Source organism: Pseudomonas sp. RA_5y_Pfl1_P24, assembly GCF_963970945.1.
Taxonomy (GTDB): Bacteria; Pseudomonadota; Gammaproteobacteria; order Pseudomonadales; family Pseudomonadaceae; genus Aquipseudomonas; species Aquipseudomonas tritici.
The window spans coordinates 225,335-249,521 of the sequence record NZ_CAXAOJ010000006.1; the positions used below are offsets into that span (position 1 = coordinate 225,335).

General features: G+C 61.0%; 23 protein-coding genes and 1 pseudogene. 10 read left to right on the plus strand and 14 right to left on the minus strand.

Annotated features, from left to right (window positions below; genetic code table 11):
• Positions 1-42: 42 nt before the first annotated feature.
• The 5 genes from AACY30_RS12160 to yiaY form a co-directional block, all read right to left on the minus strand.
• Positions 43-984, minus strand: a complete 942-nt coding sequence (locus AACY30_RS12160; RefSeq protein WP_339540384.1) for a hydroxymethylglutaryl-CoA lyase — start codon at positions 982-984, stop codon at positions 43-45.
• Positions 981-2,174, minus strand: a complete 1,194-nt coding sequence (locus tag AACY30_RS12165; RefSeq protein WP_339438008.1) for a CaiB/BaiF CoA transferase family protein — start codon at positions 2,172-2,174, stop codon at positions 981-983. The genes AACY30_RS12160 and AACY30_RS12165 overlap by 4 nt, the downstream gene beginning before the upstream one ends.
• Positions 2,175-2,287: 113 nt before the next feature.
• Entirely contained in the window at positions 2,288-3,199 is a 912-nt protein-coding gene (locus tag AACY30_RS12170; RefSeq protein ID WP_339469567.1) for a LysR family transcriptional regulator, read from the minus strand.
• The gene (locus AACY30_RS12175; protein WP_339540385.1) at positions 3,199-3,873 is read right to left on the minus strand and encodes an NAD(P)H-binding protein; all 675 of its coding nucleotides are present in this window, start codon (positions 3,871-3,873) and stop codon (positions 3,199-3,201) included. The genes AACY30_RS12170 and AACY30_RS12175 overlap by 1 nt, the downstream gene beginning before the upstream one ends.
• 92 nt (positions 3,874-3,965) lie before the next feature.
• On the minus strand, positions 3,966-5,114 hold the full coding sequence (gene yiaY / locus AACY30_RS12180) for an L-threonine dehydrogenase (protein ID WP_049709553.1): 1,149 nt from the start codon (positions 5,112-5,114) through the stop codon (positions 3,966-3,968).
• A 125-nt stretch (positions 5,115-5,239) separates the two neighbouring features.
• Here yiaY and AACY30_RS12185 point away from each other — a divergent pair, with 125 nt between their 5' ends.
• From AACY30_RS12185 to AACY30_RS12210, 6 genes and pseudogenes are all read left to right on the plus strand, one after another.
• Positions 5,240-6,256 carry a DUF4917 family protein gene (locus tag AACY30_RS12185; RefSeq protein ID WP_339540386.1) on the plus strand — a complete coding sequence of 339 codons (1,017 nt, stop codon included), beginning with the start codon at positions 5,240-5,242 and terminating at the stop codon, positions 6,254-6,256.
• A 146-nt stretch (positions 6,257-6,402) separates the two neighbouring features.
• Positions 6,403-6,705, plus strand: a pseudogene (locus AACY30_RS12190) (dihydrodipicolinate synthase family protein); the annotation flags it as partial.
• Between the two features lie 117 nt (positions 6,706-6,822).
• Positions 6,823-7,362 (plus strand): RNA polymerase sigma factor, encoded by a 540-nt coding sequence (locus tag AACY30_RS12195; protein WP_339540387.1) that lies wholly within the window; start codon positions 6,823-6,825, stop codon positions 7,360-7,362.
• Positions 7,359-8,327 carry a FecR family protein gene (locus AACY30_RS12200; protein ID WP_339540388.1) on the plus strand — a complete coding sequence of 323 codons (969 nt, stop codon included), beginning with the start codon at positions 7,359-7,361 and terminating at the stop codon, positions 8,325-8,327. The genes AACY30_RS12195 and AACY30_RS12200 overlap by 4 nt, the downstream gene beginning before the upstream one ends.
• A gap of 127 nt (positions 8,328-8,454) precedes the next feature.
• The gene (locus AACY30_RS12205; RefSeq protein ID WP_339540389.1) at positions 8,455-11,019 is read left to right on the plus strand and encodes a TonB-dependent receptor; all 2,565 of its coding nucleotides are present in this window, start codon (positions 8,455-8,457) and stop codon (positions 11,017-11,019) included.
• Positions 11,020-11,229: 210 nt separating this feature from the next.
• Positions 11,230-12,129, plus strand: coding sequence for a DMT family transporter (locus AACY30_RS12210; RefSeq protein WP_339540390.1), 900 nt, complete (start codon positions 11,230-11,232; stop codon positions 12,127-12,129).
• 33 nt (positions 12,130-12,162) lie between these two features.
• Here AACY30_RS12210 and AACY30_RS12215 read toward each other — a convergent pair whose 3' ends face one another.
• From AACY30_RS12215 to AACY30_RS12230, 4 genes are all read right to left on the minus strand, one after another.
• On the minus strand, positions 12,163-13,380 hold the full coding sequence (locus AACY30_RS12215; RefSeq protein ID WP_339469559.1) for a class I SAM-dependent methyltransferase: 1,218 nt from the start codon (positions 13,378-13,380) through the stop codon (positions 12,163-12,165).
• 134 nt (positions 13,381-13,514) lie between these two features.
• Positions 13,515-14,132, minus strand: coding sequence for a TPM domain-containing protein (locus AACY30_RS12220; RefSeq protein WP_339455686.1), 618 nt, complete (start codon positions 14,130-14,132; stop codon positions 13,515-13,517).
• Positions 14,133-14,160: 28 nt separating this feature from the next.
• Complete coding sequence (locus AACY30_RS12225; protein ID WP_339540391.1) at positions 14,161-14,886, minus strand: TPM domain-containing protein; 726 nt, start codon at positions 14,884-14,886, stop codon at positions 14,161-14,163.
• A gap of 18 nt (positions 14,887-14,904) precedes the next feature.
• Positions 14,905-15,516, minus strand: coding sequence for a LemA family protein (locus tag AACY30_RS12230; RefSeq protein ID WP_049709565.1), 612 nt, complete (start codon positions 15,514-15,516; stop codon positions 14,905-14,907).
• A 244-nt stretch (positions 15,517-15,760) separates the two neighbouring features.
• On the opposite strand from AACY30_RS12230, the gene bglX reads away from it, so the two are divergent.
• Entirely contained in the window at positions 15,761-18,052 is a 2,292-nt protein-coding gene (bglX, locus tag AACY30_RS12235) for a beta-glucosidase BglX (protein WP_339540392.1), read from the plus strand.
• Between the two features lie 64 nt (positions 18,053-18,116).
• Here the strand turns inward: bglX and AACY30_RS12240 are convergent, their stop codons facing one another.
• The 4 genes from AACY30_RS12240 to AACY30_RS12255 form a co-directional block, all read right to left on the minus strand.
• A complete protein-coding gene (locus AACY30_RS12240; RefSeq protein WP_339414984.1) occupies positions 18,117-19,274 on the minus strand; it encodes a phospholipase D-like domain-containing protein in 1,158 nt (385 codons plus the stop codon).
• 1 nt (position 19,275) lies between these two features.
• Positions 19,276-19,866, minus strand: a complete 591-nt coding sequence (locus AACY30_RS12245; protein WP_339469554.1) for a YceI family protein — start codon at positions 19,864-19,866, stop codon at positions 19,276-19,278.
• An 84-nt stretch (positions 19,867-19,950) separates the two neighbouring features.
• Positions 19,951-20,265 carry an amidase gene (locus AACY30_RS12250; protein WP_339469553.1) on the minus strand — a complete coding sequence of 105 codons (315 nt, stop codon included), beginning with the start codon at positions 20,263-20,265 and terminating at the stop codon, positions 19,951-19,953.
• Entirely contained in the window at positions 20,262-21,335 is a 1,074-nt protein-coding gene (locus AACY30_RS12255) for a serine hydrolase domain-containing protein (RefSeq protein ID WP_339469552.1), read from the minus strand. The genes AACY30_RS12250 and AACY30_RS12255 overlap by 4 nt, the downstream gene beginning before the upstream one ends.
• 186 nt (positions 21,336-21,521) lie before the next feature.
• On the opposite strand from AACY30_RS12255, the gene olsB reads away from it, so the two are divergent.
• Together olsB and AACY30_RS12265 are read left to right on the plus strand one after the other, a co-directional pair.
• Complete coding sequence (gene olsB / locus AACY30_RS12260) at positions 21,522-22,277, plus strand: L-ornithine N(alpha)-acyltransferase (protein WP_049709576.1); 756 nt, start codon at positions 21,522-21,524, stop codon at positions 22,275-22,277.
• A complete protein-coding gene (locus AACY30_RS12265) occupies positions 22,277-23,068 on the plus strand; it encodes a lysophospholipid acyltransferase family protein (RefSeq protein ID WP_339469551.1) in 792 nt (263 codons plus the stop codon). The genes olsB and AACY30_RS12265 overlap by 1 nt, the downstream gene beginning before the upstream one ends.
• A 49-nt stretch (positions 23,069-23,117) precedes the next feature.
• On the opposite strand, the gene AACY30_RS12270 is transcribed toward AACY30_RS12265, so the two are convergent.
• A complete protein-coding gene (locus AACY30_RS12270) occupies positions 23,118-23,702 on the minus strand; it encodes an acyl carrier protein phosphodiesterase (RefSeq protein WP_339414990.1) in 585 nt (194 codons plus the stop codon).
• 154 nt (positions 23,703-23,856) lie between these two features.
• Between AACY30_RS12270 and AACY30_RS12275 the strand changes: the two genes are divergently transcribed.
• Positions 23,857-24,183, plus strand: coding sequence for an ArsR/SmtB family transcription factor (locus AACY30_RS12275; protein ID WP_339469549.1), 327 nt, complete (start codon positions 23,857-23,859; stop codon positions 24,181-24,183).
• The last annotated feature ends 4 nt before the right edge of the window (positions 24,184-24,187 follow it).

The window sequence follows — 24,187 nt, forward strand, 5'->3', positions numbered from 1 at the left end:
CTGCTCACAGGCGCCCAATTGTTTTTGTTGTCTGGTGTAGCGTTACAACGTGGCGATGTAGGCCGGCGGCGCGTGCAGGTCGCAATTGCGCCCTGCCTTCGCCACCTGGCCAGGAAGTTCGTGGCCCAACAAGGCCGGCAAGCGGCGGGACATTTGCAGCAGGTGCGGCAGGTCGATACCGGTGTGAATGCCGACTTCCTCGCAGAGGTTGACCAAATCTTCGGTGCAGATATTGCCCGATGCCCCCGGCGCAAACGGGCAACCGCCCAAGCCACCGAGCGCCGCGTCAAAACGACGGGCACCAGCCTCGTAAGCCGCCAGCACATTGCACAAACCCAGGCCGCGGGTGTTGTGAAAATGCAGGGTCAGGTCACTGGCAGCTATGCGCTGCAACACACGCTTGACCAGGCTCGCCACCTGACGCGGGTTGGCCATGCCCGTGGTGTCGGCCAGGCTGATGCCCTTGATGCCCAGCGCTTGATAGGCCTCGATAATCTTCAGCACGCAGTCTTCGTCGATCTTGCCTTCGAACGGGCAACCAAAGGTGGTGGCGATGCTGGCGTTGAGCCTCACCGGGTGGTCGGCGGCAACGCTGACGATATCGCCAAACGCCGCCAACGACGCCTCGCAGCGCATGCGCATATTGGCCAGGTTGTGGGTCTGGCTGGCGGACATCACCAGGTTCAGTTCATCGGCGCTAGACGCGATAGCGCGCTGCGCCCCCTTGAGATTCGGGATCAACGCCACATAGATGACACCTGGCTTGCGCTTGATGCCCTGGAACACTTGCTCGCCATCACGCAATGCCGGGATGGCCTTGGGCGAGACAAATGAACCGGCCTCAATCCGTGAAAAGCCCGCGAGGGAAAGCTGGTCGATCAGGGCGATTTTGTCGGCCGTCTCGACCCAGGTCGGCTCGATTTGCAGGCCGTCGCGCGGGGACACTTCCTGCACAATCAGCGGGTCGGAATAATCAGAAATCATTGCACCACTCCCGTGCTTTTCAGACGTTGGATATCAGCGCCGGCCAGGCCCAGGCTGCCGAGAATTTCGTCAGTGTGTTGCCCCAGGGTCGGGCCCTGCCAATTCACGCCGCCCGGGGTTTGCGAGAGTTTGGGCACGATGCCGGGCATCTTCACTGACACACCGCCGGGCAACTCGGCAGTGAGCAACATGTCACGCGCCTGGTAGTGTGGGTCGCTGACGATGTCCGCCACCGAATAGATACGCCCGGCCGGCACTTCGGCGGCCTCCAGGGCGCTGAGCACTTGGTCGATGGGCAGGCTGCTGGTCCAGTGAGTGATCGCGGCGTCGAGCAAACTGCTCTTGGCTGCGCGGCCATCGTTGTGGGCGAATTCTGGGGCTTCAGCCAGGTCGGCGCGGCCGATGGTGGTCATCAAGCGTTTGTAGATCGGGTCGCTGTTGCCGGCAATCACCACATAGGCACCGTCGGCCGTCAGGTAGGTATTGGAAGGCGCAATGCCCGGCAAGGCGCCGCCGCTGCGTTCACGCACATGGCCGAGCATGTCGTATTCCGGCACCAGGCTTTCCATCAGGTTGAACACGCTTTCGGCCAGGGACACATCGACAATCTGCCCATCGCCCTGCCCCGTCTTGACCCGCAACAACGACATCAGCGCGCCGATCACGCCGTGCAACGAAGCCAGGGAATCACCGAGGCTCACACCGACCCGCGCGGGCGGCGAATCCGGGTTGCCGGTGGTGTAGCGAATGCCGCCCATGGCCTCGCCGATGGCACCGAAGCCAGGGCGGTCGCGATAAGGCCCGGTCTGGCCATAGCCAGAAATACGCACCAGGGTCAGCTTGGGGTTGAGGGCGTGCAGTACATCCCAACCCAGGCCGAGCTTTTCCAGGCCGCCGGGGCGCAGGTTTTCGATGAGGACGTCGGCGTCGCCGAGCAGTTGCTTGATCAAGTCCAGCCCTTCTGGCGACTTGAGATCCAACGCAAGGGACTTCTTGTTACGCGATTGCAGGTACCACCACAGCGACGTGCCTTCGTGCAGCTTTCGCCATTTGCGAAGCGGATCACCCTGGCCCATGGCTTCGATCTTGATCACCTCGGCGCCAAACTCGGCCATCAGCCGGGCGGCGAACGGCGCGGCAATCAGGGTGCCGATCTCGATCACCTTGATACCGTTCAGGGGAGCCGTCATGGGGTGTACCTCTTATTCTTGGAATGTGTCGCCAAGACTAGAGGGCCGGTGCAGAAAAAATCCAACCGTCAGTTGGCAAGGCGCGTTCGCGAAATGCGAACACTGTAGTTCGCTTACACCGGCATCTTGCGCAGATATTCGAACAACAGCCGGCTGACCGGCGACAGCTGTGCCTCATCACGCACCACCAGGATCAGGCTGCGATCCGACCAGTCATCCGTCAACGGCACGGCATGTAACCCCAACGCGCGACCGAAAAGTTCATAGGCCTTTTGCGGCAGGATGCCAATCCCCATATTCGCCTGGACCATCCGGCACATCGCATCAAACCCCGGCACATGAATGCGCAGGCGCAGCATCTTGCCCGCCTCGCGCGCGGCGGCGTGGGTGCGCATATTGATGGAGCTGGCGGCGTGCAGGCCGACGTAATCGCTGTCCAGGGTTTGGGCAAATGCCAGGGTTTCTCGGGTTGCCAGCGGATGATCCGCCGGCATCAGCACGACCAATTTGTCGTGCCGATACGTCACGCTCGGCAGGCCCTTGGTGTCGGTGTCAATGGAGCAAATCCCCAGGTCCGCCACGCCATCCAGAACGCCTTGCACCACGCCGTTGCTGGGGCGCTCTTCCAAGTCGGTTTTCACTTCGGGGTGCTGCTCGGAAAAGTCCCGCAAATCTTCAGGAAGGAACTGAATGATCGCCGACAGATTGGCCAGCATCCGCACATAGCCGCGCACGCCGTGGCTGTGTTCGCCCAGTTCCAGGCCCATTTTTTCGACGTTGAACAGCATCTGCCGTGCATGGTGCAACAGGGTTTCGCCGGCTGCGGTCAACTCCATGCCCTTGGCCCGCCGCACAAACAGGCTTACGCCCAGCACCTGTTCCAGTTCCATCAAGCGCTTGCTGGCAGCCGAAACGGCAATGGCTTCACGGTTGGCGGCACGGGTCAGCGTACCTTCCTCAAAGACCGCGACAAACAATTGCAGCGTGATCAGGTCCAGCCGACGCACCAGGCCTTTGTGCATCATCAGCGACGCTCGCTGGCCAACCGATTGATCTCGGCCTGCTCCACCACTTGCTGCGACGCACCATGACTCGCCACCTGCAACATAGCCCGGCCGACGGTCTCGGTGCTTATCACCCAACCCGGTTTTATCCGCCGGACAAACGACAACAACGGCCCAAGCACCGAATAGAAGGTCTGGTACAACGGCGTCTTCGAGCGCACAGCATGCAAGGGCTGGATCACCCCCGGCCGAAACAGATACACCGCCTTGAACGGCAGGCGCAGCAGGGCATTCTCGGTCTTGCCCTTGACCCGCGCCCACATCGACTTACCCGCCTCGGAACTGTCGGTACCGGCGCCGGATACATAGATAAAGGTCATCTGCGGATTGAGCCGCGCCAGGGTGCTGGCCGCGACCAGGGTGAGGTCATAGGTGAGGCGGGTGTACTTGGTTTCATTCATCCCTGCCGACGAAACGCCGAGGCAGAAGAAGCACGCATCAAAACCTTGCAGCAGGTTTTCCAAGGGCTGGAAATCCAGCATGTCGCCGTGCAACACCTGATGCAGCTTGCCGTGTTCCTGGGTCAAGGGCGTGCGGCCCACGGCGATGACTTCCTGAACGTCGGCGGCCAATAGGCACTCGCGTAACACGCCCTGACCGACCATGCCGGTGGCGCCGAATAGCAGAACTCTCATAGGGGGACCTCAGCGGCAAGCCGCAAGCTTCAAGCTCAAGTTGAATGCAGTTCAGCCTGTAGCTTACCGCTTGCAGCTCATAACTACCCCATTCAGAACGCGTTACGAAAGATCTCCTCAATCTGACGCTGATCCGCCCGCCGTGGGTTGGTCAAACCACAGGCATCCTTGAGCGCATTGGTAGCCAGCAGCGGAATGTCCTGCAACTTGGCGCCCAATTCTCGCAGGCCCGCCGGGATTTCAACGTCCGAGGCCAGGCTACGAATCGCGGCGATGGCGGCTTGTGCGCCCTCTTCGTCGGTGATGCCCTTGATGTCGGCGCCCAATGCGCGGCCCACGTCGCTCAGGCGTTTGGCGCTGACGCTGGCGTTGAAGCTTTGTACGTGGGGCAGCAACACCGCGTTGCACACGCCGTGGGGCAGGTCGTAGAAACCACCCAACTGGTGCGCCATGGCGTGGACAAAACCCAGCGATGCATTGTTGAACGCCATCCCGGCGAGGAACTGCGCGTAGGCCATGTTTTCCCGTGCAGCCTTGTCGCTTCCGTCGCGTACGGCCAGGCGCAAGTTGGCGCTGATCAGTTCGATGGCCTTGATCGCGCAGGCGTCGGTGATGGGTGTGGCGGCGGTGGACACGTAGGCTTCGATGGCATGGGTCAACGCGTCCATGCCGGTGGCAGCGGTGAGGCCCTTGGGCATGCCGACCATCAGGCTCGGGTCGTTGACCGACAGCAGCGGTGTGACGTTGCGGTCGACGATGGCCATTTTCACGTGGCGGGTTTCGTCGGTGATGATGCAGAAACGGGTCATCTCGCTGGCGGTGCCGGCGGTGGTGTTGATGGCCACCAGTGGCAGTTGCGGTTTGCTCGACTGATCGACGCCTTCGTAGTCGCCGATATGCCCGCCGTTGGTGGCGCACAGGGCGATACCCTTGGCACAGTCATGGGGAGAGCCGCCGCCCAGGGACACCACGAAGTCGCAGTCGCTCTGTTGCAACAGCGCCAGGCCTTTCTCGACGTTTTCCACGTTGGGGTTGGGCTTGGCGCCGTCGTAGATCACTGAGTCGATGTCCTGCATCGCCAGTTTCTCGGCGATCATGCTCGCGACGCCCGCCTTGGCCAGGCCGGCGTCGGTGACGATCAGTGCCTTGTGAAAGCCGTAGTTGCGAATGGCGATCATGGCTTCGTCGAGGCAGTCGGTGCCCATGATGTTGACGGCGGGAATGAAGAAGGTGCTGCTCATGGCGAATCCTCGGATGACGTTTATGCCTACAGCATCGACCTCAGTCGCCTACGCCATCTTGACCAGGATCAACGCCCGCTCGTGATAAAGTCACCGTCCAGCCGATTTCGAGTAGACCCGCCGCAATGAAGGATTTCCAGGATATTGACGCCCACCTTGAAGACTGGAGCGCACTGCGCAGCAGCACCGACTTCAGCGGGATTCTGATCGGCAACGGCGCAAGCCGAGCGATTTGGGAAGACTTTGCTTACGATTCGCTGTTCGAAAACGCGCGCACCATCGAAGAAAAACCCCTAAGCCCCTCCGAGCTCAGTGTGTTCGATGCCCTGCAAACCCGCAGTTTCGAGCAGGCGCTCGGAGCGTTGAAAACCACCAGTCGAGTCAACAAGGCCCTGGCGGTGAGCTCGGCGGCGCCGCGTAACCGCTATTACGCGATCAAGGAAGCCTTGATCAATACGATCCACACCGTGCATATCCCGTGGCGACTGGTGCAGCCGTCTACGTTGGCGACGATCAACAGCGAACTGGCCAATTACGCCACGGTGTTCACCAGTAACTACGACTTGCTCAACTATTGGGCGATCCTGCACACGCCGGGCATCGACGACTTGTTTCGCAGTGCCGACGCCAGCTTCGACCTGCGCAACACCCGCACCGACGCCACGCGCATCCTCTACCTGCATGGCGGCCTGCACCTGGTGCGCAACCTTGATGGCACCGCGCGCAAATTGCCGACCACCGAGAGCACGTTGCTCAGCAGTTTTGCCATCAACAACACGATCAAGACCCTCGATGATGTGCCGCTGTTTGTCAGCGAAGGCAAGGTTGAGGAGAAGCTCAAGACCATCCGCAGCTCGGACTATCTGTCGTTTTGCTATGAGCAGTTGCTGACGCATGAGGGCGCGCTGTGCATCTTTGGCCATGACTTGGGGTCGCAGGATAAGCATCTGGTGGATGCGATTCGCCAGGCAACGCTGACGACTTTGGCGATCTCGGTTTCGGGGCGCAGCGATGGGTTTATACGCCAGCAGAAACGGCGGTATTCAGCGTTGTTTGACGGCTCTGGAATTGAACTGAAGTTCTTCGCGGCGCGCACGCATCCATTGGGTAATACGGCGCTGTCAGTGCCTGTCGAACGCTGATCCCCTGAACGAAGAAGATCAACTGTGCGAGCAAGTCGAATCGTCGCACCGCCGCTCCCACATTGGACTGCATTTCAAATCAGGATCGCGTCACTCTTCGGCGCTGTGAACGAACACCAGCACTGCGCCTGCAGGCACTGGTCCAGATGCAAAACACCCTGGCGGATAATACGTGGACCGACCGGCAAAAGCTGGCGCTCACGTGTCGCATCCTGTTCGAAAACGGCCACGACTCCGGCCTGGCCTGGCAGATCACCGCGCGCGTACCGACCATCGTCAGCGTCTGCGACCTGACCACCGCGAAGGCCGTACGCCGCGCCCGCTACGCCGAAGCCAATGGCGCCGATGCAGTGATGGTGCTGCCGACGTCTTACTGGAAGCTCAGCGAAGCGGAAATCCTCGCCCACTATGCAGCGATTGGCGACAGCATCGGCGTGCCGATCATGCTCCCACGGGAACGTCTCCAGATTTTTGACTGAGGACATCTGTTACAGGGAGACAAATAACAATAATTCTCGATATCATTCGCGACCTTTCCAAATCGTGCTTCGTCAAGAAGGATATCCATGTCTCGTCCCAAGCCCGACCCGTTGTCGGCCGATGCCTTTCGCGGATTTTATACAGATATCCTGTATTTCCTGCGCAGACGCACGGACAACGCCAGCGACGCGGCGGACATGACGCAGGATGTCTTTACCCAGTGGCTGGACTACCGCGACCGGGCCAAGGTCGAGCAGCCACGGGCGTTTCTGTTCCAGATGGCGCGCAACCTGCTGCGTGATCACTGGCGCAAACAGAAGGTGCGGCACTCCGTTCACGTTGATCAGGCCGCTATGGACGCGGAACCTGTCACCGACGAGCAAAACGACCCCATGGCCGCCGCGCAACGCTTGCAACGACTGGAACAGTTGAAAGAAGTCCTCGCCGGACTCTCGCCCCGCCGGCGAGAAGCCCTTATGCTGCACCGCTTCGAAGGCTTGAGCCAGGCGCAGATCGCCGAGCGCATGGGCATTTCCACCAGCATGGTGGAAAAGCACATCGCTTTTGCCCTGCTGCATTGCAAGCGACGCCTTCAACAAGAACCCGGCACGGAGCAGCCAGAATGAATCGCCTGAGCGACACCGAGCTCTTGGACATCGAAGCCAGCGACGCCATCGATGCCCAAGCCGCCAGCTGGTTTGCCCGCAACCGCAATGATATGGGGCGCGCCGAGCGCAAAGCGTTTGCCGCCTGGCAGGCCGAGCCCGCCCATGCCCGCGCCTATGCCGAATTCGAGCAACTGTGGGCCGACCTGGCCCAGTTACAGCAACTGAACAAGCCCGCGACGCTGCCCAAGCGCAAACCGTCGGTATGGCGCCCTGCCCTGGCCGTGGCCGCCGCCTTGCTGTGCGCGGTGCTGGCGACCCACATCGGCGCGCCCCGCGAGCTGTATCACACCCAGGTAACGGCGCACGCCAAAGGCATGCGCACCCTCAACCTGCCCGACGGCAGCACCTTGTATGTGAATGCCAACACCCGCGTGCGTGTGGACTTCACCGCGCACCAGCGCATCGTGCACCTGGACAAGGGCCAGCTGTACATCGAAGTGGCCGCCGACAGGGAACGACCGTTGTTCGTGCAAGCGGGCGAAGCGAGCGTGCGCGTGGTCGGCACCGGCTTTGACGTGCGCCGCAGCCAACAGCAACTGGTGATCAGCGTCGCCCATGGCCAGGTCGCCTTCGAGCCGGATGCAAAAAGCCCGGTCACGCTGCTTGGCGCCCAGCAACGTGCTATCTACCGCTATGCCAATGGTACGTTGCAGCAGCAAACACTTCCCTTCGAGGAGGTCGCTGACTGGCGCAGTGGACACTTGTCGTTTCGCAACCGCGAACTTGCCAGCCTGATCGACGAGTTGAGCCTGTATCGCCCTCAGGCACCGTTGCAGGTCAGCAGCGCCGTGGCGCACCTGAAGGTCTCGGGCAATCTTGATGTGAATGATCCAGACGCCCTGCTCAACGCCCTGCCCGCCCTGTTACCGGTGAAAACCGTGGCGTCGGCGGACGGCATTATCAACATCGAACCGAGCAAATAACCGCGCAAATTCTTATTTGAGAATATTTTGCATTCGCAGGTGTGGATTTTTTTATCTGCCCCGTCTTCCTCCGGTCTGCATTCGACACGCACGCCTTTTCGGCCATTGGGCCACACCGGGGGATTTCATGTTTCGCGCGCCTTGCCACGCTTCGCACCTGTTGCTTCGACCGACCCTCATCGCCACCTGCCTGGCATTCAGCCTCAATGCCCAAGCCGAGCCATTCAAGCTGCCCGCCCAGGCGCTGGCGACATCCCTGAGCCAGGTAGCGCAGCAGGCGAAAATCCAGCTGTTATTCGATGAAGCGCTGTTCAGGAATGTGCAGGCGCCGGCACTCGACGGTGACTTCACCGCGGAAGTGGCGCTTCGCACCTTGCTGAAAAATGGTGAATTCACGCTGATCAAAGTCGGCAACACCTATGTGGTAAGGCCCGAAGAGGCGAAAACCACCCAGAGCGGTGCGATTCAGTTGGACGCCCTGAGCGTGATCGGCACCGGTACCGAGGTCGACGCCAGCACCGTAGGCCGCTCCACCTTGAGCCAGGCCGATATTGACCGTTATCAGCCCGACAACATCCCTTCACTGCTGCAGACTCTGCCCGGTGTGTTCATGGGCGGCTCACCCAAGCCAGGTGGCCAGACCATGAACATTCGCGGCATGGGCGATGCAGAAGATGTGCCGATGAGCGTGGATGGCGCAACCAAAAGTGGCTTCGAGCGCTATCAACAAGGCACGGTCTTCATCGAGCCCGAGTTGATCAAAAGCATTGAGGTGGAGAAAGGCCCCTACTCGCCGTTCACCGGTAACGGCGGCTTCGGCGGCACGGTCAATATGACCACCAAGGATGCGCCAGACTTGCTCAAGGACGGGCGTAACGCCGGGGCGATGGCCAAGTATGGCTACTCCAGCAACACTCACGAGCAGGTGTACAGCGGCGCGGTATATGGCCGCACCGACGATGGTCGCATGGATGGCCTGATTTACCTGACCAAGCGCGACGGCGACGACTTGAAGCTCGCCGGCACCCCGCCCGACCCGCGCAATCAATACCCGATCAACCCCAAGCGCCTGCCCAACAGTGCACAGGATGTAGAGGGCAAGTTGTTCAAGGTCAATGCCCACTTTACCGACGAACACAGCATGGGCCTGTCCTACTCCAGTGCCAAAAGCGAGCGCATGGCGCCGTTCTCGGCTAAATCCTACCCGTCACCGCCGATGCAATCGGCGATCGACCGGTATGGCTACAAAGGCGCTCTGACACGTTTCCTGGCCGACCGTGAAACCGTGGACACCACCTGGTCGGGCAAATACCAGTACCAGCCGCTGAACAACCCATTGATCGACTTGAAGCTCAGCTACTCGTTCTCCAAGACCGACCAGACTGACGAACGCGCCGAAAATGCCGTGATGGGTCTGAGCACCGGTGGACGCAAGATGGAAACGTCTTATGCAGACCGCATTTTTGAGCTGCGCAATATCAGCCTGTTGACCTCCGGCCCGCTGGAACACGCAGTGACCACTGGCGTGCAGATCCGCAAGCACGACCGCGAAACCGAAAGCTGGATGCCGGGTGCGACCTACAACACCGCCAGATACAACTATGGGCATTTCCAGCCGTATTTCATGCCCCACGGCAAGGTCGACACAAATTCGCTCTACCTGCAGGACGCGATCACGCTTGGGGATGTGACCCTCACCCCGTCCCTGCGCTATGACCACGTGCGCAACCGCGGCGAAGCCAACGATGCGCCGTACTACAGCAACCCGGACCCGCGCGTCGGCCATGACTACAGCGACCGCACCTACACCGGATGGTCACCGCGCCTGGCCGCGTTCTGGAACGTGACCCCGGATGTGGCCTTCTTCGCCAGTTGGAACCGCACGTGGCGTGCGCCGGTCATCGATGAACAGTATGAAGTCCAGGGCGCCGCCAGCACACGCAGCGCCACAAGCCTCAACCTCAAGCCCGAGCGCATTACGGCGATTACCGCGGGCAACGTCACCAACTTCTCGCGCATCTTCACCCGCGATGACAACCTGCAACTGCGCACCACGCTGTTTCATAACCGCATCGAAGACGAGATCATGAAGGCCACCGGCATCGGCTGCGAACGGCAAATGACCGTGCCGGGCAATATCGATTCGGTGTGCACCGACACGGCGTCCAGAACCAACTATCGCAACGTCGGCGGCATGACCATCAAGGGCGTCGAGCTCGAAAGCTACTACGACTCGACATACGTGTTCGCCTCTCTGACTTACTCCTGGGCTACAGGTAAACGCGACAACCCCTACACCAACCCTTGGGCTACCGACCGTCATGTGTGGGCACGCGATATTCCACCGGCCAAGTGGGTCGTGGTGCTAGGTACCAAAATCCCGAGCTGGGACGCGCAAGTGGGCTGGCAGGGCCAGTTCGTGCGCAAGACCGATCGCGTGCCCACCGACATTTACCCAGGCGGCTTCAACTCCAGCATCGGCGACTTTATCTACGACCAAACCGAGAACGCCAGCTACGACACCCAGGGTCTGTTCGCCAATTGGAAACCGCAGCAAGCCGGCCTCAAAGGCACCGAGATCAACTTAACCGTCGACAACCTGTTCAACCGCAGCTACCAGCCGGCCCTCAGCGGCGAGGGCGTCTACAGCGAAGGGCGCAACGCCAAGATCAGCATCACGCGCTTCTTCTAAAATGTGGAAGCCGGGCTTGCCCGCGATGCAGACACCTCGTGTGTATCAGGTAGGCCCAAGTGATGCTATCGCAGGCAAGCCAGCTCCCACTCCCCCCCACCCGGGACTCAACTGTACGGATAAATCCTCACCCAGCTGTAGACCCGCAATCAGCGGGGGTTGTGGCTAGATGGGTTTCCCTTGAAACCCTCCAGATTTCGGTTCTTCCCCATGAGCTCGCGCGAAAACACCGGCATGGCCCTCGGCCTGCTGGGCGTCATCATCTTCAGCCTGACCCTGCCCTTCACCCGCATCGTGGTGCAGGAAATGCACCCGTTGCTCAACGGCCTGGGCCGCGCGCTGTTCGCGGCGATCCCGGCGGCAGCGCTGTTGTTGTGGCGGCGCGAACGCTGGCCAAGCTGGCGTCAGGTGCGCGGGCTGTGCCTGGTGATCGCGGGCGTGATTCTGGGCTTTCCGGTGCTGTCGGCCTGGGCCATGCAAACCTTGCCAGCGTCCCATGGCGCGCTGGTCAATGGCCTGCAACCGTTGTGCGTAGCGCTGTATGCGGCGTGGCTGTCCCATGAGCGGCCGTCAAAAGCCTTCTGGGCCTGCGCGGCGCTGGGCAGTGCACTGGTGTTGAGTTATGCGCTGATCACCGGAGCCGGCAGTATTCAAGCGGGCGACCTGCTGATGCTTGGCGCGATTGCCGTGGGCGGCCTGGGTTATGCCGAAGGCGGGCGACTGGCCAAGGAGATGGGTGGCTGGCAGGTGATCTGCTGGGCGCTGGTACTGTCGACGCCGGTGTTGATCGGCCCGGTGTGGTACTTGGCGGCGCAGCATCAAGGGGCGATTTCCATGCGCACGTGGTGGGCGTTTGGTTATGTGTCGCTGTTCTCGCAGTTTTTGGGGTTCTTCGCCTGGTATGCCGGGTTGGCCATGGGCGGGATTGCACGGGTCAGTCAAATTCAGCTGTTGCAGATCTTCTTCACCATCGCGTTCTCGGCGCTGTTCTTTGGTGAACACATCGAGCCGATTACCTGGGTGTTTGCGTGTGGGGTGATTGTGACGGTGATGCAGGGGCGCAAGACGGCGGTGCAGCCTGCGCCAGCCCCCAAGCCGAGCGCGGCCTGAATATGGGAGCCCACATTTTGATTCGCATCGTGCTCAGGTCAGGTACCCATCCGCGCGCAGCAGGGTTTCCAGGCAGTGCTCGGTGATGTGGTAGAACGCCTTCAGTTCCTGGATTTTCTCCAGCAACTGCGCGTTGTCCATCGGCTCCGCGCGCTTCACCGCGAGGATCATCTTGTTCTTGTTGGTATGTTCCAGCGAGATGAACTCGAACACCTTCGTCTCATAACCACAGGCCTCCAGGAACAACGCGCGCAAACTGTCGGTGACCATTTCCGCCTGCTGGCCCAGGTGCAGGCCGTATTGCAGCATCGGTTTAAGCAGCGCCGGGCTCTGGATCTGCAGGCGGATCTGTTTGTGGCAGCACGGCGAGCACATGATGATCGACGCGCCGGAGCGGATGCCGGTGTGGATCGCATAGTCAGTGGCAATGTCGCAGGCATGCAGGGCGATCATCACGTCCAGCTCGCTCGGCGCCACGCTGCGCACGTCGCCACATTTGAACACCAGCCCGGGGTGTTCCAGGCGGGCGGCGGCGGTGTTGCACAGGGTCACCATGTCTGCGCGCAGCTCGACGCCCGTCACCTCACCCTCGGCCTTGAGGGTGTTGCGCAGGTAGTCGTGGATGGCGAACGTCAGGTAGCCCTTGCCCGAACCAAAGTCCGCCACGCGTACGGGTTGGTCCAGTTTCAAGGGGGATGAGGTCAGCGCATGGCTGAACACTTCGATGAACTTGTTGATCTGCTTCCATTTGCGCGACATAGACGGGATCAGCGCCTGCTTGGCGTCGGTCACACCCAGGTCGGCGAGAAACGGCCGGCTCAGGTCGAGGAAACGATTTTTCTCGCGGTTATGCTCGGCCGAGGGCGCCTCACGCAATTGCTGCGGCTTGCTTTTGAACAGCGAGCTTTTGTTCTTCTTGCTGTATTCCAACTGGGCTTCGTCGGTCAGCGACAGCAGGTGGGCGTTTTTGAACTGCGCCGGCAGCAGCTCGGCAATCGCCGCCACGGCCTCTGCCAACGGGAAGTTTTTGGTGATGTCGCGGGTCTTGTAGCGGTAGACGAAGGACAGGCATGCCTGCTCCTTGACCACTACCGGCTTGATGATCAGCCGTTGCAATTCGGCTTCTTCACCGACGTATTTGGCCAGCACCAGCTTGATAAAAGCGTTTTGCGCGAGGCTTGCGCTGAGCAGTTCGATGAACTCGGCGTGATGGTCCGGCGCAGGGCGGGCAGGTTGAGCGGTGACAGACATGAACAAAAACGCCTCGGGCTGGGAATGCCGGGCATTTTAGGGCGGATGGCGGTTTAGGGCACGGGGTTATTTGATCAGCGGTCATTGGACTGGATAACACGATCCAATGTGGGAGCACGCACGCTCCCACATTTTTATTCGAGTACGACCAAGCGATTCGGCAGTTCATTACGGGTTTGGGTGACCGGCACATGCACCTTCAACAATTCACCACAGGCCTCAATGCAACTGATAAACCCGGCCAACGTATGCCCCTGTTTTACCTGCTGGGTAAACGCCTTGACGATGGCGTCCCAACTGCTGTCATCCAGGTGCCTGGAAATCCCGTCATCGACCAGAATCTCCACATAGCGCTCGGCCTCGCTGACAAAAATCAGCACCCCGGTGCTGCCCAGCGTGTGGTGCAGGTTCTGCTCCAGGAACTGCCGCCGCGCCAGGTTGGACGCGCGCCAGTAGCGCACCGAACGCGGAATCAAGCGCGTGGTGACCTTGGGCAAGCGGAACACCAGGCACAACACGATGAATGTCGCCCATTGCGCCAACAGCAAGGTGTACATGCTCAGGTAACCCGACACGTAATGCACCACGCCCGGCACCACCAACGCGATCAGGCTCGCCCACAGCAGCGGGATGTAGGCGTAGTCATCGGCGCGGGCGGCCAGCACGGTCACCAGTTCGGCGTCGGTGGTTTTTTCCACGCGGGCGATCGCTTCGGCGACTTGGCGCTGCTCGTGTTCAGTCAGTAATGCCATGGTTGTAGGTGCTCTCTCATTATTGTCATTACCAGCCGCCCGAGGCCCCGCCGCCGCCGAAGCCGCCGCCGCCGCCCCGGAAACCACCGCCGCCCCCGCCACCACCGCCGCGCCCGCTGCTGCTGAGAATCGACAGCAGGATCGCACCCACCGGCAGCCCCATCCGGTTGCACAGCCACAGCACGCCGATCAGCAGGACAAACAGGCCGATGGAAAGCCCGGGATTATCCTTGGCAAAGTTGCCATCCGCCACATGGGCTGGCACGGCCAAGGGTTCTCCGCCCACCACTTGCACCATCGCAGCCACGCCGTCGCTGATGCCTTTGCTGTAGTTACCGGCCTTGAACGCCGGAGCAATCACCTGATTGATGATCACCCACGACTGCGCATCGGTGAGGACGCCTTCCAGGCCGTAACCGACCTCGATGCGCAATTTGCGCTCATCGCGGGCGACGATCAACAGCGCGCCGTTATCCTTGCCTTTCTGGCCGATACCCCACTGGCGAGCCAATTGATAACCGAAGTCCTCAATCGGTACGCCCTGCAAGTCAGGCACGGTGACCACTACGATCTGGTCGCCGGACGTCTGTTCCAGCGCCTGCAGCTGCTGTGTCAGCTGCTGGCGCGTGGCCGCGTCGATCATATCGGCGTTATCCACCACCCGCCCGGTCAGCGCCGGGAAGGTCAGGGCTGCCTGGGCCACGCCCACACAGGCCAACAGCCACAGCGCCAGGCCTATCCGTAATAAACGCATCGACACCTCAATGCAGCTTTATTTGAACTTCACTTGCGGCGCTTTATCGGCATCGGCACTGGTGGCCTCAAACGTGGCGCGGACCGGCAAGTCGCTGTACATCACGCTGTGCCACAGACGGCCAGGGAAAGTGCGGATCTCGGTGTTGTAGGCCTGCACGGCCTGGATAAAGTCGCGGCGGGCTACGGCAATACGGTTTTCGGTGCCTTCAAGCTGCGATTGCAGGGCCAGGAAGTTCTGGTTGGCCTTCAGGTCCGGGTAGCGCTCGGACACCACCATCAAACGGCTGAGTGCGCCACTCAAGCCATCCTGTGCTTGCTGGAACTGCTTGAGTTTTTCCGGATTGTCGAGGGTGCTGGCATCCACCTGGATCGACGTGGCCTTGGCCCGCGCTTCAATCACGGCGGTGAGCGTGTCCTGTTCATGGGCAGCATAGCCCTTGACCACTTCCACCAGGTTGGGAATCAGGTCGGCGCGGCGTTGGTACTGGTTCTGCACCTGGCCCCAGGCGGCCTTGGCCTGTTCGTCCAGGGTCGGGATGTTGTTGATGCCACAACCGCTCAGCACGCTGCTGATCAATAGCAAAACCGCGGCTTTCAAGCCCCAGCGGTAACCTTGTGCTGCTTGCATGGTGTTTCTCCTGCCCAATCTTGATGGAATGTTACGACTAACCCTATACACCACGCGCTTGGGGCATAATCCGCCACCACTGGAATGCATCGAGCCAATCAGCTACAAAGATGCCCAGCGCGAACAAGAGTTCAGAGTCTGCTGCATTTATCTGAACAACACCCGAACAACAATAGACGCTCCCCACATTTTGGCCGATCAGCATTCACCCCAATGCTGTGCAGTGAGCCGAAAAAGGATATTCATGAAAAAGCTGTGTTTGCTCGGCCTTGTTGCCACTCTGGCCAGTCACCCCGTATGGGCAGAAACAAAGCCTGCTGCGCTTAAAGACAAGGACGCCTTTGTCAGCGACCTGCTCAAGCAGATGTCCCTGGACGAAAAGATCGGCCAATTGCGCCTGATCAGCATCGGCCCCGAGATGCCCCGCGAGCTGATCCGCAAGGAAATCGCCGCCGGCCGTATCGGTGGCACCTTCAACTCCATCACCCGCCCGGAAAACCGTCCGATGCAGGACGCGGCCATGCGCAGCCGGCTGAAGATCCCGATGTTCTTCGCCTACGACGTGATCCACGGCCACCGCACGATCTTCCCGATCAGCCTGGCCCTGGCGTCCAGCTGGGACATGGAGGCCATCGGCCGCTCCGGGCGCATCGCTGCCCAGGAAGCCGCCGCCGACAGCCTCGACATCACCTTCGCGCCGATGGTCGACATCTCCCGCGACCCGCGTTGGGGCCGTACCTCCGAAGGTTTCGGTGAGGACACCTACCTGGTTTCACGCATCGCCGACGTCATGGTCAAGGCGTTCCAGGGCGTGAGCCCCGCGAATGCCGACAGCATCATGGCCAGCGTCAAGCATTTCGCCCTGTATGGCGCGGTGGAAGGCGGTCGCGACTACAACGTGGTCGACATGAGCCCGGTCAAGATGTACCAGGACTACCTGCCGCCGTACCACGCGGCGATCAAGGCCGGTTCGGGCGGCGTGATGGTGGCGTTGAACTCGATCAACGGCGTGCCTGCCACCGCCAACACCTGGCTGATGAACGACCTGCTGCGCCGGGACTGGGGCTTCAAGGGCGTGGCCGTGAGCGACCATGGCGCGATCTTCGAGCTGATCAAGCACGGCGTGGCCAAGGATGGGCGCGAAGCCGCCAAGCTGGCGATCAAGGCCGGCATCGACATGAGCATGAACGACTCGTTGTATGCCAAGGAATTGCCGGGGCTGCTCAAGTCCGGCGAGATCGAACAGAGCGACATCGATAACGCCGTGCGCGAAGTGCTCGGTGCCAAATATGACATGGGCCTGTTCAAGGACCCGTACCTGCGCATCGGCAAGGCCGAGGATGACCCGGCCGACACCTACGCCGAAAGCCGCCTGCACCGTGCCGACGCACGCGACATCGCACGCCGCAGCCTGGTGTTGCTGAAAAACCAGAACAACACCCTGCCGCTGAAAAAATCCGCGACCATCGCCCTGGTCGGCCCGCTGGCCAAGGCGCCTATCGACATGATGGGCAGTTGGGCCGCCGCCGGACGGCCTGCGCAATCGGTGACGCTGCTCGACGGTTTGAACGCGGTGATCGGCGAAAAAGGCAAGATCATCTATGCCCGTGGCGCCAACATCACCAACGACAAGGCCGTGGTCGACTACCTGAACTTCCTCAACTTCGATGCGCCGGAAGTGGTGGACGACACCCGCCCTGCCCACGTGATGATCGACGAGGCCGTGAAGGCCGCCAAGGATGCCGATGTGGTGGTGGCTGCCGTGGGTGAATCCCGTGGCATGTCCCACGAATCCTCGAGCCGCACCGACCTGAACATCCCGCAAAGCCAGCGCGACCTGATCAAGGCCTTGAAAGCCACCGGCAAGCCGCTGGTACTGGTGTTGATGAACGGCCGCCCGCTGTCGATTGTTGAAGAGAACCAACAGGCCGATGCGATCCTGGAAACCTGGTTCGCCGGCACCGAAGGCGGCAACGCCATCGCCGACGTGCTGTTTGGTGACTACAACCCGTCGGGGAAGCTGCCGATCACGTTCCCACGCTCGGTGGGGCAGATTCCGACCTACTACAACCACCTGACCGTCGGCCGACCGTTCACCCCAGGCAAACCGGGCAACTACACCTCGCAGTACTTCGATGACACCACCGGGCCCCTGTTCCCGTTTGGCTATGGCCTGAGCTACACCACGTTCACCCTGTCGGACATGGCGCTGTCGTCCACCACGCTGAACAAGACCGGCAAGCTCGACGCCAGTGTCACGGTGACCAACACCGGCAAGGTGGATGGCGAAACCGTGGTGCAGTTGTATATCCAGGACGTGGCCGGCTCGATGATCCGCCCGATCAAAGAGTTGAAAAACTTCCAGAAGGTCATGCTCAAGGCGGGTGAGGAGCGCACGCTGCACTTCACCATCACCGAGGAAGACCTGAAGTTCTACAACACCCAGCTCAAGTTCGCCGCGGAGCCGGGTCAGTTCAACGTGCAGATTGGCCTGGACTCCCAGGAGGTGCAGCAGCAGACGTTTGAATTGCTCTGAAGCCTGACACCGTCAAAAAATGTGGGAGCAAGCCCGCTCCCACATTTGTTTAGCGGTGTTTTTCTTAACCGCGTCTATCGAGCAAATTTACCACCAACCGATCAACCCACCCCCACACCCGTTGTTTCACCCGCCGCCACAATGGCCGCGACTTCCACGCCTCCAGGCTCACCACCTGGCTCTGGGCAAAATCTCGTTCAAAACTCTCTTTAACTGCCAGCGTCAGCTCAGGGTCCAACGCCTCCAGGTTGGCTTCCAGGTTGAGACGCAGGTTCCAGTGATCGAAGTTGCACGACCCAACGCTGACCCAGTCATCCACCAGCACCATTTTGAGGTGCAGAAAGCACGGCTGGTACTCAAAGATCTGTACACCCGAGCGCAGCAAACGCGGGTAATAACGGTGCCCGGCGTAACGCACAGACGGGTGATCGGTGCGCGGGCCGGTGAGCAGCAAACGCACATCCACCCCGCGCCCGGCCGCGCGGCGCAAAGCGCGACGAACGCTCCAGGTCGGCAGAAAATAGGGCGTGGCCAGCCAGATGCGCTGGTGACTGTTATTCAGGGCACGGATCAGCGATTGCAAAATATCGCGATGCTGACGGGCGTCGGCGTAAGCCACACGACCCAGGCCCGGCCCAGTCGCCGGCAACTTGGGCAAACGCGGCAAACCAAAGTGAGTGGAGGGTTTCCACTCCCGGCGCGCTGCGTTGGCGTGCCATTGACGGTCGAACAGCGCCTGCCAGTCCAACACCAGCGGGCCGCTGATTTGCACCATCACTTCATGCCAGTCGGCGGTGTCTTGGCCCGGCGTCCAGAATTCATCCGTCACCCCTGTGCCGCCGACCACGGCAATGCTCTGGTCGATCAGCAACAGCTTGCGGTGGTCGCGGTAAAAGTTACGCATCCAGCGACGCCAGCTCAGGCGGTTGTAGAAACGCAGCGCCACACCGGCGTCGGTCAAGCGTTTGCGCAGCCCGAGGGTGAACGCCAGGCTGCCATAATCATCGAACAGGCAACGCACCTGCACGCCACGCTCGGTCGCCTGCACCAGCGCCTGCACCAGCGCTTCGGCACAGGCCCCGGCTTCCACCAGATAGAGTTCAAGGTCCACTTGCCGCTCGGCGCGGGCGATGCCCACCAGCATCTGCGGGAAGAATTGCGGGCCGTCGATCAGCAACTCGAACCGATTGGCGCTGCGCCATGGAAACACCGCGCCGCTCATGTCAGCGCGCGGTAAAGATCAGCACCGCACCCACCGGTACCGACAAACTGATCGACGCAAGCCCCGCCGCCTTGCGCAACGCCGCCACACCCGGCGCCAGATCGAAATCTTCGGCATGCAGCACCACCGGTTCCAGGGTCACCACTTGGAAACGTCGGTCGTCCAAGCGCGTGGCCAGCAACTCGGCGCTGTAGGTCTGGGTTTTGCCATGCAGGGTCACGGACAGCGGCAGGCGCAATTCCAACTGCGCTCCGGGCGCGAGATCATTGATGGGTTGCAGATTGATCTGTGCGCTGATCAACGCTTCGGGGAAGGTCTTGATCTCGAACAGCTGATTGCGCATGCGCTCATCGCGCAGCGGAATGCCGCTGTTGACCGACTCCACTTCCACTTCCAACTGGGCCGCACCTTTGCTGTCGACCTTGCCGTGCAGGACTAGGAAGCGGTGGACTTCAGCAATCTCGGTGTTTTTGGTGGTAACGAACGATAGGCGCGAGGATTCGTTATCCAGGTACCAGTCGGCGTGGGCAGGCACAGCGGCGGTGGCCAAGAGGGCGAAGGCCAGGGGATTGAAGAGAGAAGCGTTGAACATAAAGACTCGCGGGGAAAAAAACTGAACGAACCTTAAGCGCAATCTCATGAACGGCGCAAATCCAATGTGGGGACGTTTGCGGCGTCAGGGCGTCAGGCGGCAACCCTGGCGGTCCCCCAACCACCGCGCACTGTGCGTACGCCCCAACCCACTCGCCGTCACTTCACTGCGCGCCGGGTTGTCGCTGAATGCGCTGGTCGGCACGTATTGCTTTACATACCCACGGCAATACTCGGCCGGGTTGTTCGCCACATACCGACACGAGCAATACTCCTTGGCGGTGTACGCCGCAATGATGTCGGGAAAGGCTTGCAGGTTGACGCGCTCGTGCCAGAGCCACCCCAGCAGGGCGAGAAGCAGCAGGATAAACAGGCTGGTGAACGGACGACGGCGGATCATGGTTGCACCGCCGCAAGCACGCGCTTGAGCAGTTCGTTGTGGCGGTAGCTGCCGTCGCGGTCGTCGCCATAGCGCACGATCACCAGGCGTTCGTCGGGCATCACGTACAGCGCCTGGCCCCAATGGCCGAGGGCGGCGAAGGTATCGACGGGGGCGTCGGGCCAGGGCCGTGGAGTGCCTTGATTGAGCCACCAATGGCCGCCAGGGACGGCTTCGTCCTGGCCGGCTTTGTATTTATCGAACGGCTGGCGATTGAAGGTCACCCAATCCTTTGGCAGCAACTGTTGATCCCCCCAACGCCCATCCCGCGCCATCAGCAGACCGACGCGCGCCAGGTCGCGGGCGGTGAGGTAGGCGTAGGACGAGGCGACAAAGGTTTCATCGGCGTCGGTTTCCCACGTGGCACTGCGGATACCCAAGGGCTTGAACAGTGCGTCCCAGGGGTAACTCATATAAGCCTTGAGGCCGAGCATGCCTTTGAGGGCGGCGGACAGGATGTTGGTGTCGCCGCTGGAGTAACGAAAGGCCTGGCCGGGTGCGCTGGCCGCCTCCGTGTCCGCGGCAAAGTCAGCCATATCGGCGCGGCCACGGGTGTAGAGCATCGCCACCACAGAAGAGTTCAATGGCGCGTATTCGTAGTCTTCCTGCCAGTCCAGGCCCGAGGCCCAGTGCAGCAAATCGGCCATGGTCACGGTTGGGTGTTGCTTCATCGGCGGGTAGAAGCGCGCGACCGGGTCGGTCAATTTAAAGCGGTTATCGCCATAGGCCACGCCCAGCACGGTGGCCATCAGGCTTTTACTGATGGACCAGGTGAGGTGCGGCGTGCTGGCGGTGGTGGGTGCGGCGTAGCGTTCGTAGATAACCTCGCCGTCGCGGATCACCAGCAACGCGTCGGTGCGAATGCCTTGGCGGGTGGTGTCGTCTCGCGCAGGGAAAGCGTAGGCATCCAAGGCGTCGACGGCAGGACCTGCGAGCGGTGTGCCCTTGGCCCATTCTTTGTCGGGCCAGGTTTCGGCGTGGACGGTAACGGTGACGAGTAGCAAGGCAACGCACAACAGGCCTCTGACCATGGACGCAAACTCAAGGAGGGCATTAAAGCCCGCGAGCCTAGCCGAGGGCGATGACAGATTTGCGACAGCGAGGGCTGTCATTCAACCGTCACCGTAACTTCATGGAGATGACACCGAGCCTACATAGCCTGACTTTGGACAACAAAGTCGACCGGCCGAAACGTGGCCGGCACTCGGAGACTCGCCATGACTCAGATCGCCCGCATCAGCGACACCGGCAATGAACGCCGTCTGCAAGCCGAACGCCTGATCGGCGCACAGGCTTTGCAGGAAGCCCAGGCCTTGCGGTTCAACGTGTTCAGCGGCGAGTTCAACGCCAAGCTGAAAGGCGCGGAACTGGGCCTGGACATGGATGACTATGATGTTCACTGCAGCCACATCGGCGTGCGGGACTTGAACAGCGGTCGATTGGTCGCCACCACCCGTTTGCTCGACCACCAGGCCGCCAGCACCCTGGGCCGGTTCTACAGCGAAGAAGAGTTCAGCCTGCACGGTTTACTGCACTTGCAGGGCCCGATCCTGGAAATCGGCCGCACCTGCGTCGACCCCGCCTACCGTAACGGCGGCACGATTGCCGTGTTGTGGGGCGAGTTGGCCGAAGTGTTGAACCAAGGCGGCTACAGCTACCTGATGGGGTGCGCAAGCATCCCGATGCACGACGGCGGCATCCAGGCTCACGCGATCATGCAGCGTCTGCGCGAACGCTACCTGTGCAACGAACACCTGCGTGCCGAACCGAAGAAACCACTGCCGGCACTGGACCTGCCGTCCAACGTAATCGCCGAGATGCCACCGCTGCTCAAGGCCTATATGCGCCTGGGTGCGAAGATCTGCGGCGAGCCGTGCTGGGATGAAGATTTCCAAGTGGCCGACGTGTTCATCCTGCTCAAGCGCGATGAGCTATGCCCGCGTTACGCCCGCCACTTCAAGGCAGCCATGTGATGAGCCGCCTGCGGATCTACGGGCGCATTGCCCGCGTGTTAGTGGTGGTGGCGCTGGGCTTGAGCATGGCCAGCGTGTTTGGCCTGTTTGAGCGTTTGGGCGTAGCCAACTCGATGGTGCGCCGCCAGCGCTGGTCGCGGTTCTTCATGGCGCGCCTGACCAATGCTCTGCCCTTTCGCGTGACGGTGCACGGCGAGTTGCCAACGCAGCCGATGCTGTGGGTGAGCAACCACGTGTCCTGGACCGATATTCCGCTGCTGGGCGCTGTGGCACCGATGTCGTTCCTGTCCAAGGCCGAAGTGCGCACCTGGCCGGTGGCCGGCTGGTTGGCGGCTAAAGCGGGCAGCCTGTTTATCCGCAGGGGTTCGGGTGACAGCCAGTTGATCCGCAAGCAGATGACCCGTCATCTGGAGCAACAGCACCCGCTGCTGATGTTCCCGGAAGGCACCACCACCGACGGCCGCAGCCTGCGCACGTTCCACGGGCGCTTGCTGGCCAGTGCGATCGATGCGGATGTGTCGCTGCAACCGGTGGCGATCCGTTATTTGCGCGACGGCCAAGTGGACCCACTGGCACCGTTTATTGGCGATGATGATTTGCTGTCGCACCTGATGCGTCTGTTTGGCAATGACCAGGGTGATGTGGAGATTCATGTGCTCAAGCCGATTGCCTGTGCCGGGCAGGAACGCGCGGCGCTGGCTTATCAGGCGCAGCAGGCGGTGCAGAGAGCGTTGTTCGGGCCGCTGCCGGAGGCAGAACAAGTGGACGCTCGACCGGCGTTCGCGGCCTGAGGCGAGCAGGGTCAAAAAAATGTGGGAGCGGGCTTGCTCGCTCCCACATTTAGATCCCAATAGTCAGTTGGGCTTGTGCAAATTTCTGCAGCTCGGGGTAGAACACTCGAAAGTCTTCACTCAACGGCTCATATAACACCTGCAACTCCTGCATGGCATGTCGCAGTTCCTCGGGCTGTGTCAGCCGCCGCGAGATCCCGCGCAACACCTGCTCCATCACCGCAAACTCACGGTAAGAACCCAACCAATCATCCGCCGCCATATACGGCGCAATCTGCGCCAGCCGCCCCGGCAACTGCGGCTCGGCCGCCAGCACGCGGTACACCTGCGACGTGAAGCGCTCCAGCGGCTGGTCAGCATACAGCGCCCAATCCCGCGCCAGGCAGTGGTCGAAAAAAACATCGAGGACGATGCCGGCATAGCGCCGGCGGGTCAGGCTGAAGCGTGACAACGCCTCCCCCACCAACGGGTGACTGTCGGTAAAACGATCAATGGAGCGGTGCAGCTGGATAGCCGATTCGATTTGCGGGCCGAACTGACCCTGCAGGCGCCCTTTGACGAAATCGCCATACAGGCTACCCAGCAATTGCGCAGGAAGCTGGCCGCCCAAGTGCAGATGTGCGAGATAATTCATGGCGCGCAGTCTATCACTGCCAGCAACGTATCGTTATAACCCGATATACCGATTAAGCCTAGGTTCAGATCAAAATCATATTGGTATATCGGGATAGAGCGATTTAAAGTTCGCCTCATCGCGATATAACGCTTTACGAAACCGAGCACCTGCCATGTCCATCGACCTCGACGAAATAATAAAAGCCCTGGCGCACCCAGTACGACGAGACATCCTCACTTGGCTGAAAGACCCGAAAGTGCAGTTCCCCGAGCAACTGCACAACCACGAATACGGCATCTGTGCCGGTCAGATCGATCAGCGCTGCGGTTTGTCCCAGTCGACCGTGTCGGCCCACCTGGCGACCTTGCAACGCGCAGGGTTGATCAGCAGCCAGAAGGCCGGCCAGTGGCACTTTTTCAAACGCAACGAGGAAACCATCCAGGCCTTCCTCACGGCGCTCATCACTGAACTCAGCGCTGACGAAAACGTAGCGCTGTAACAAG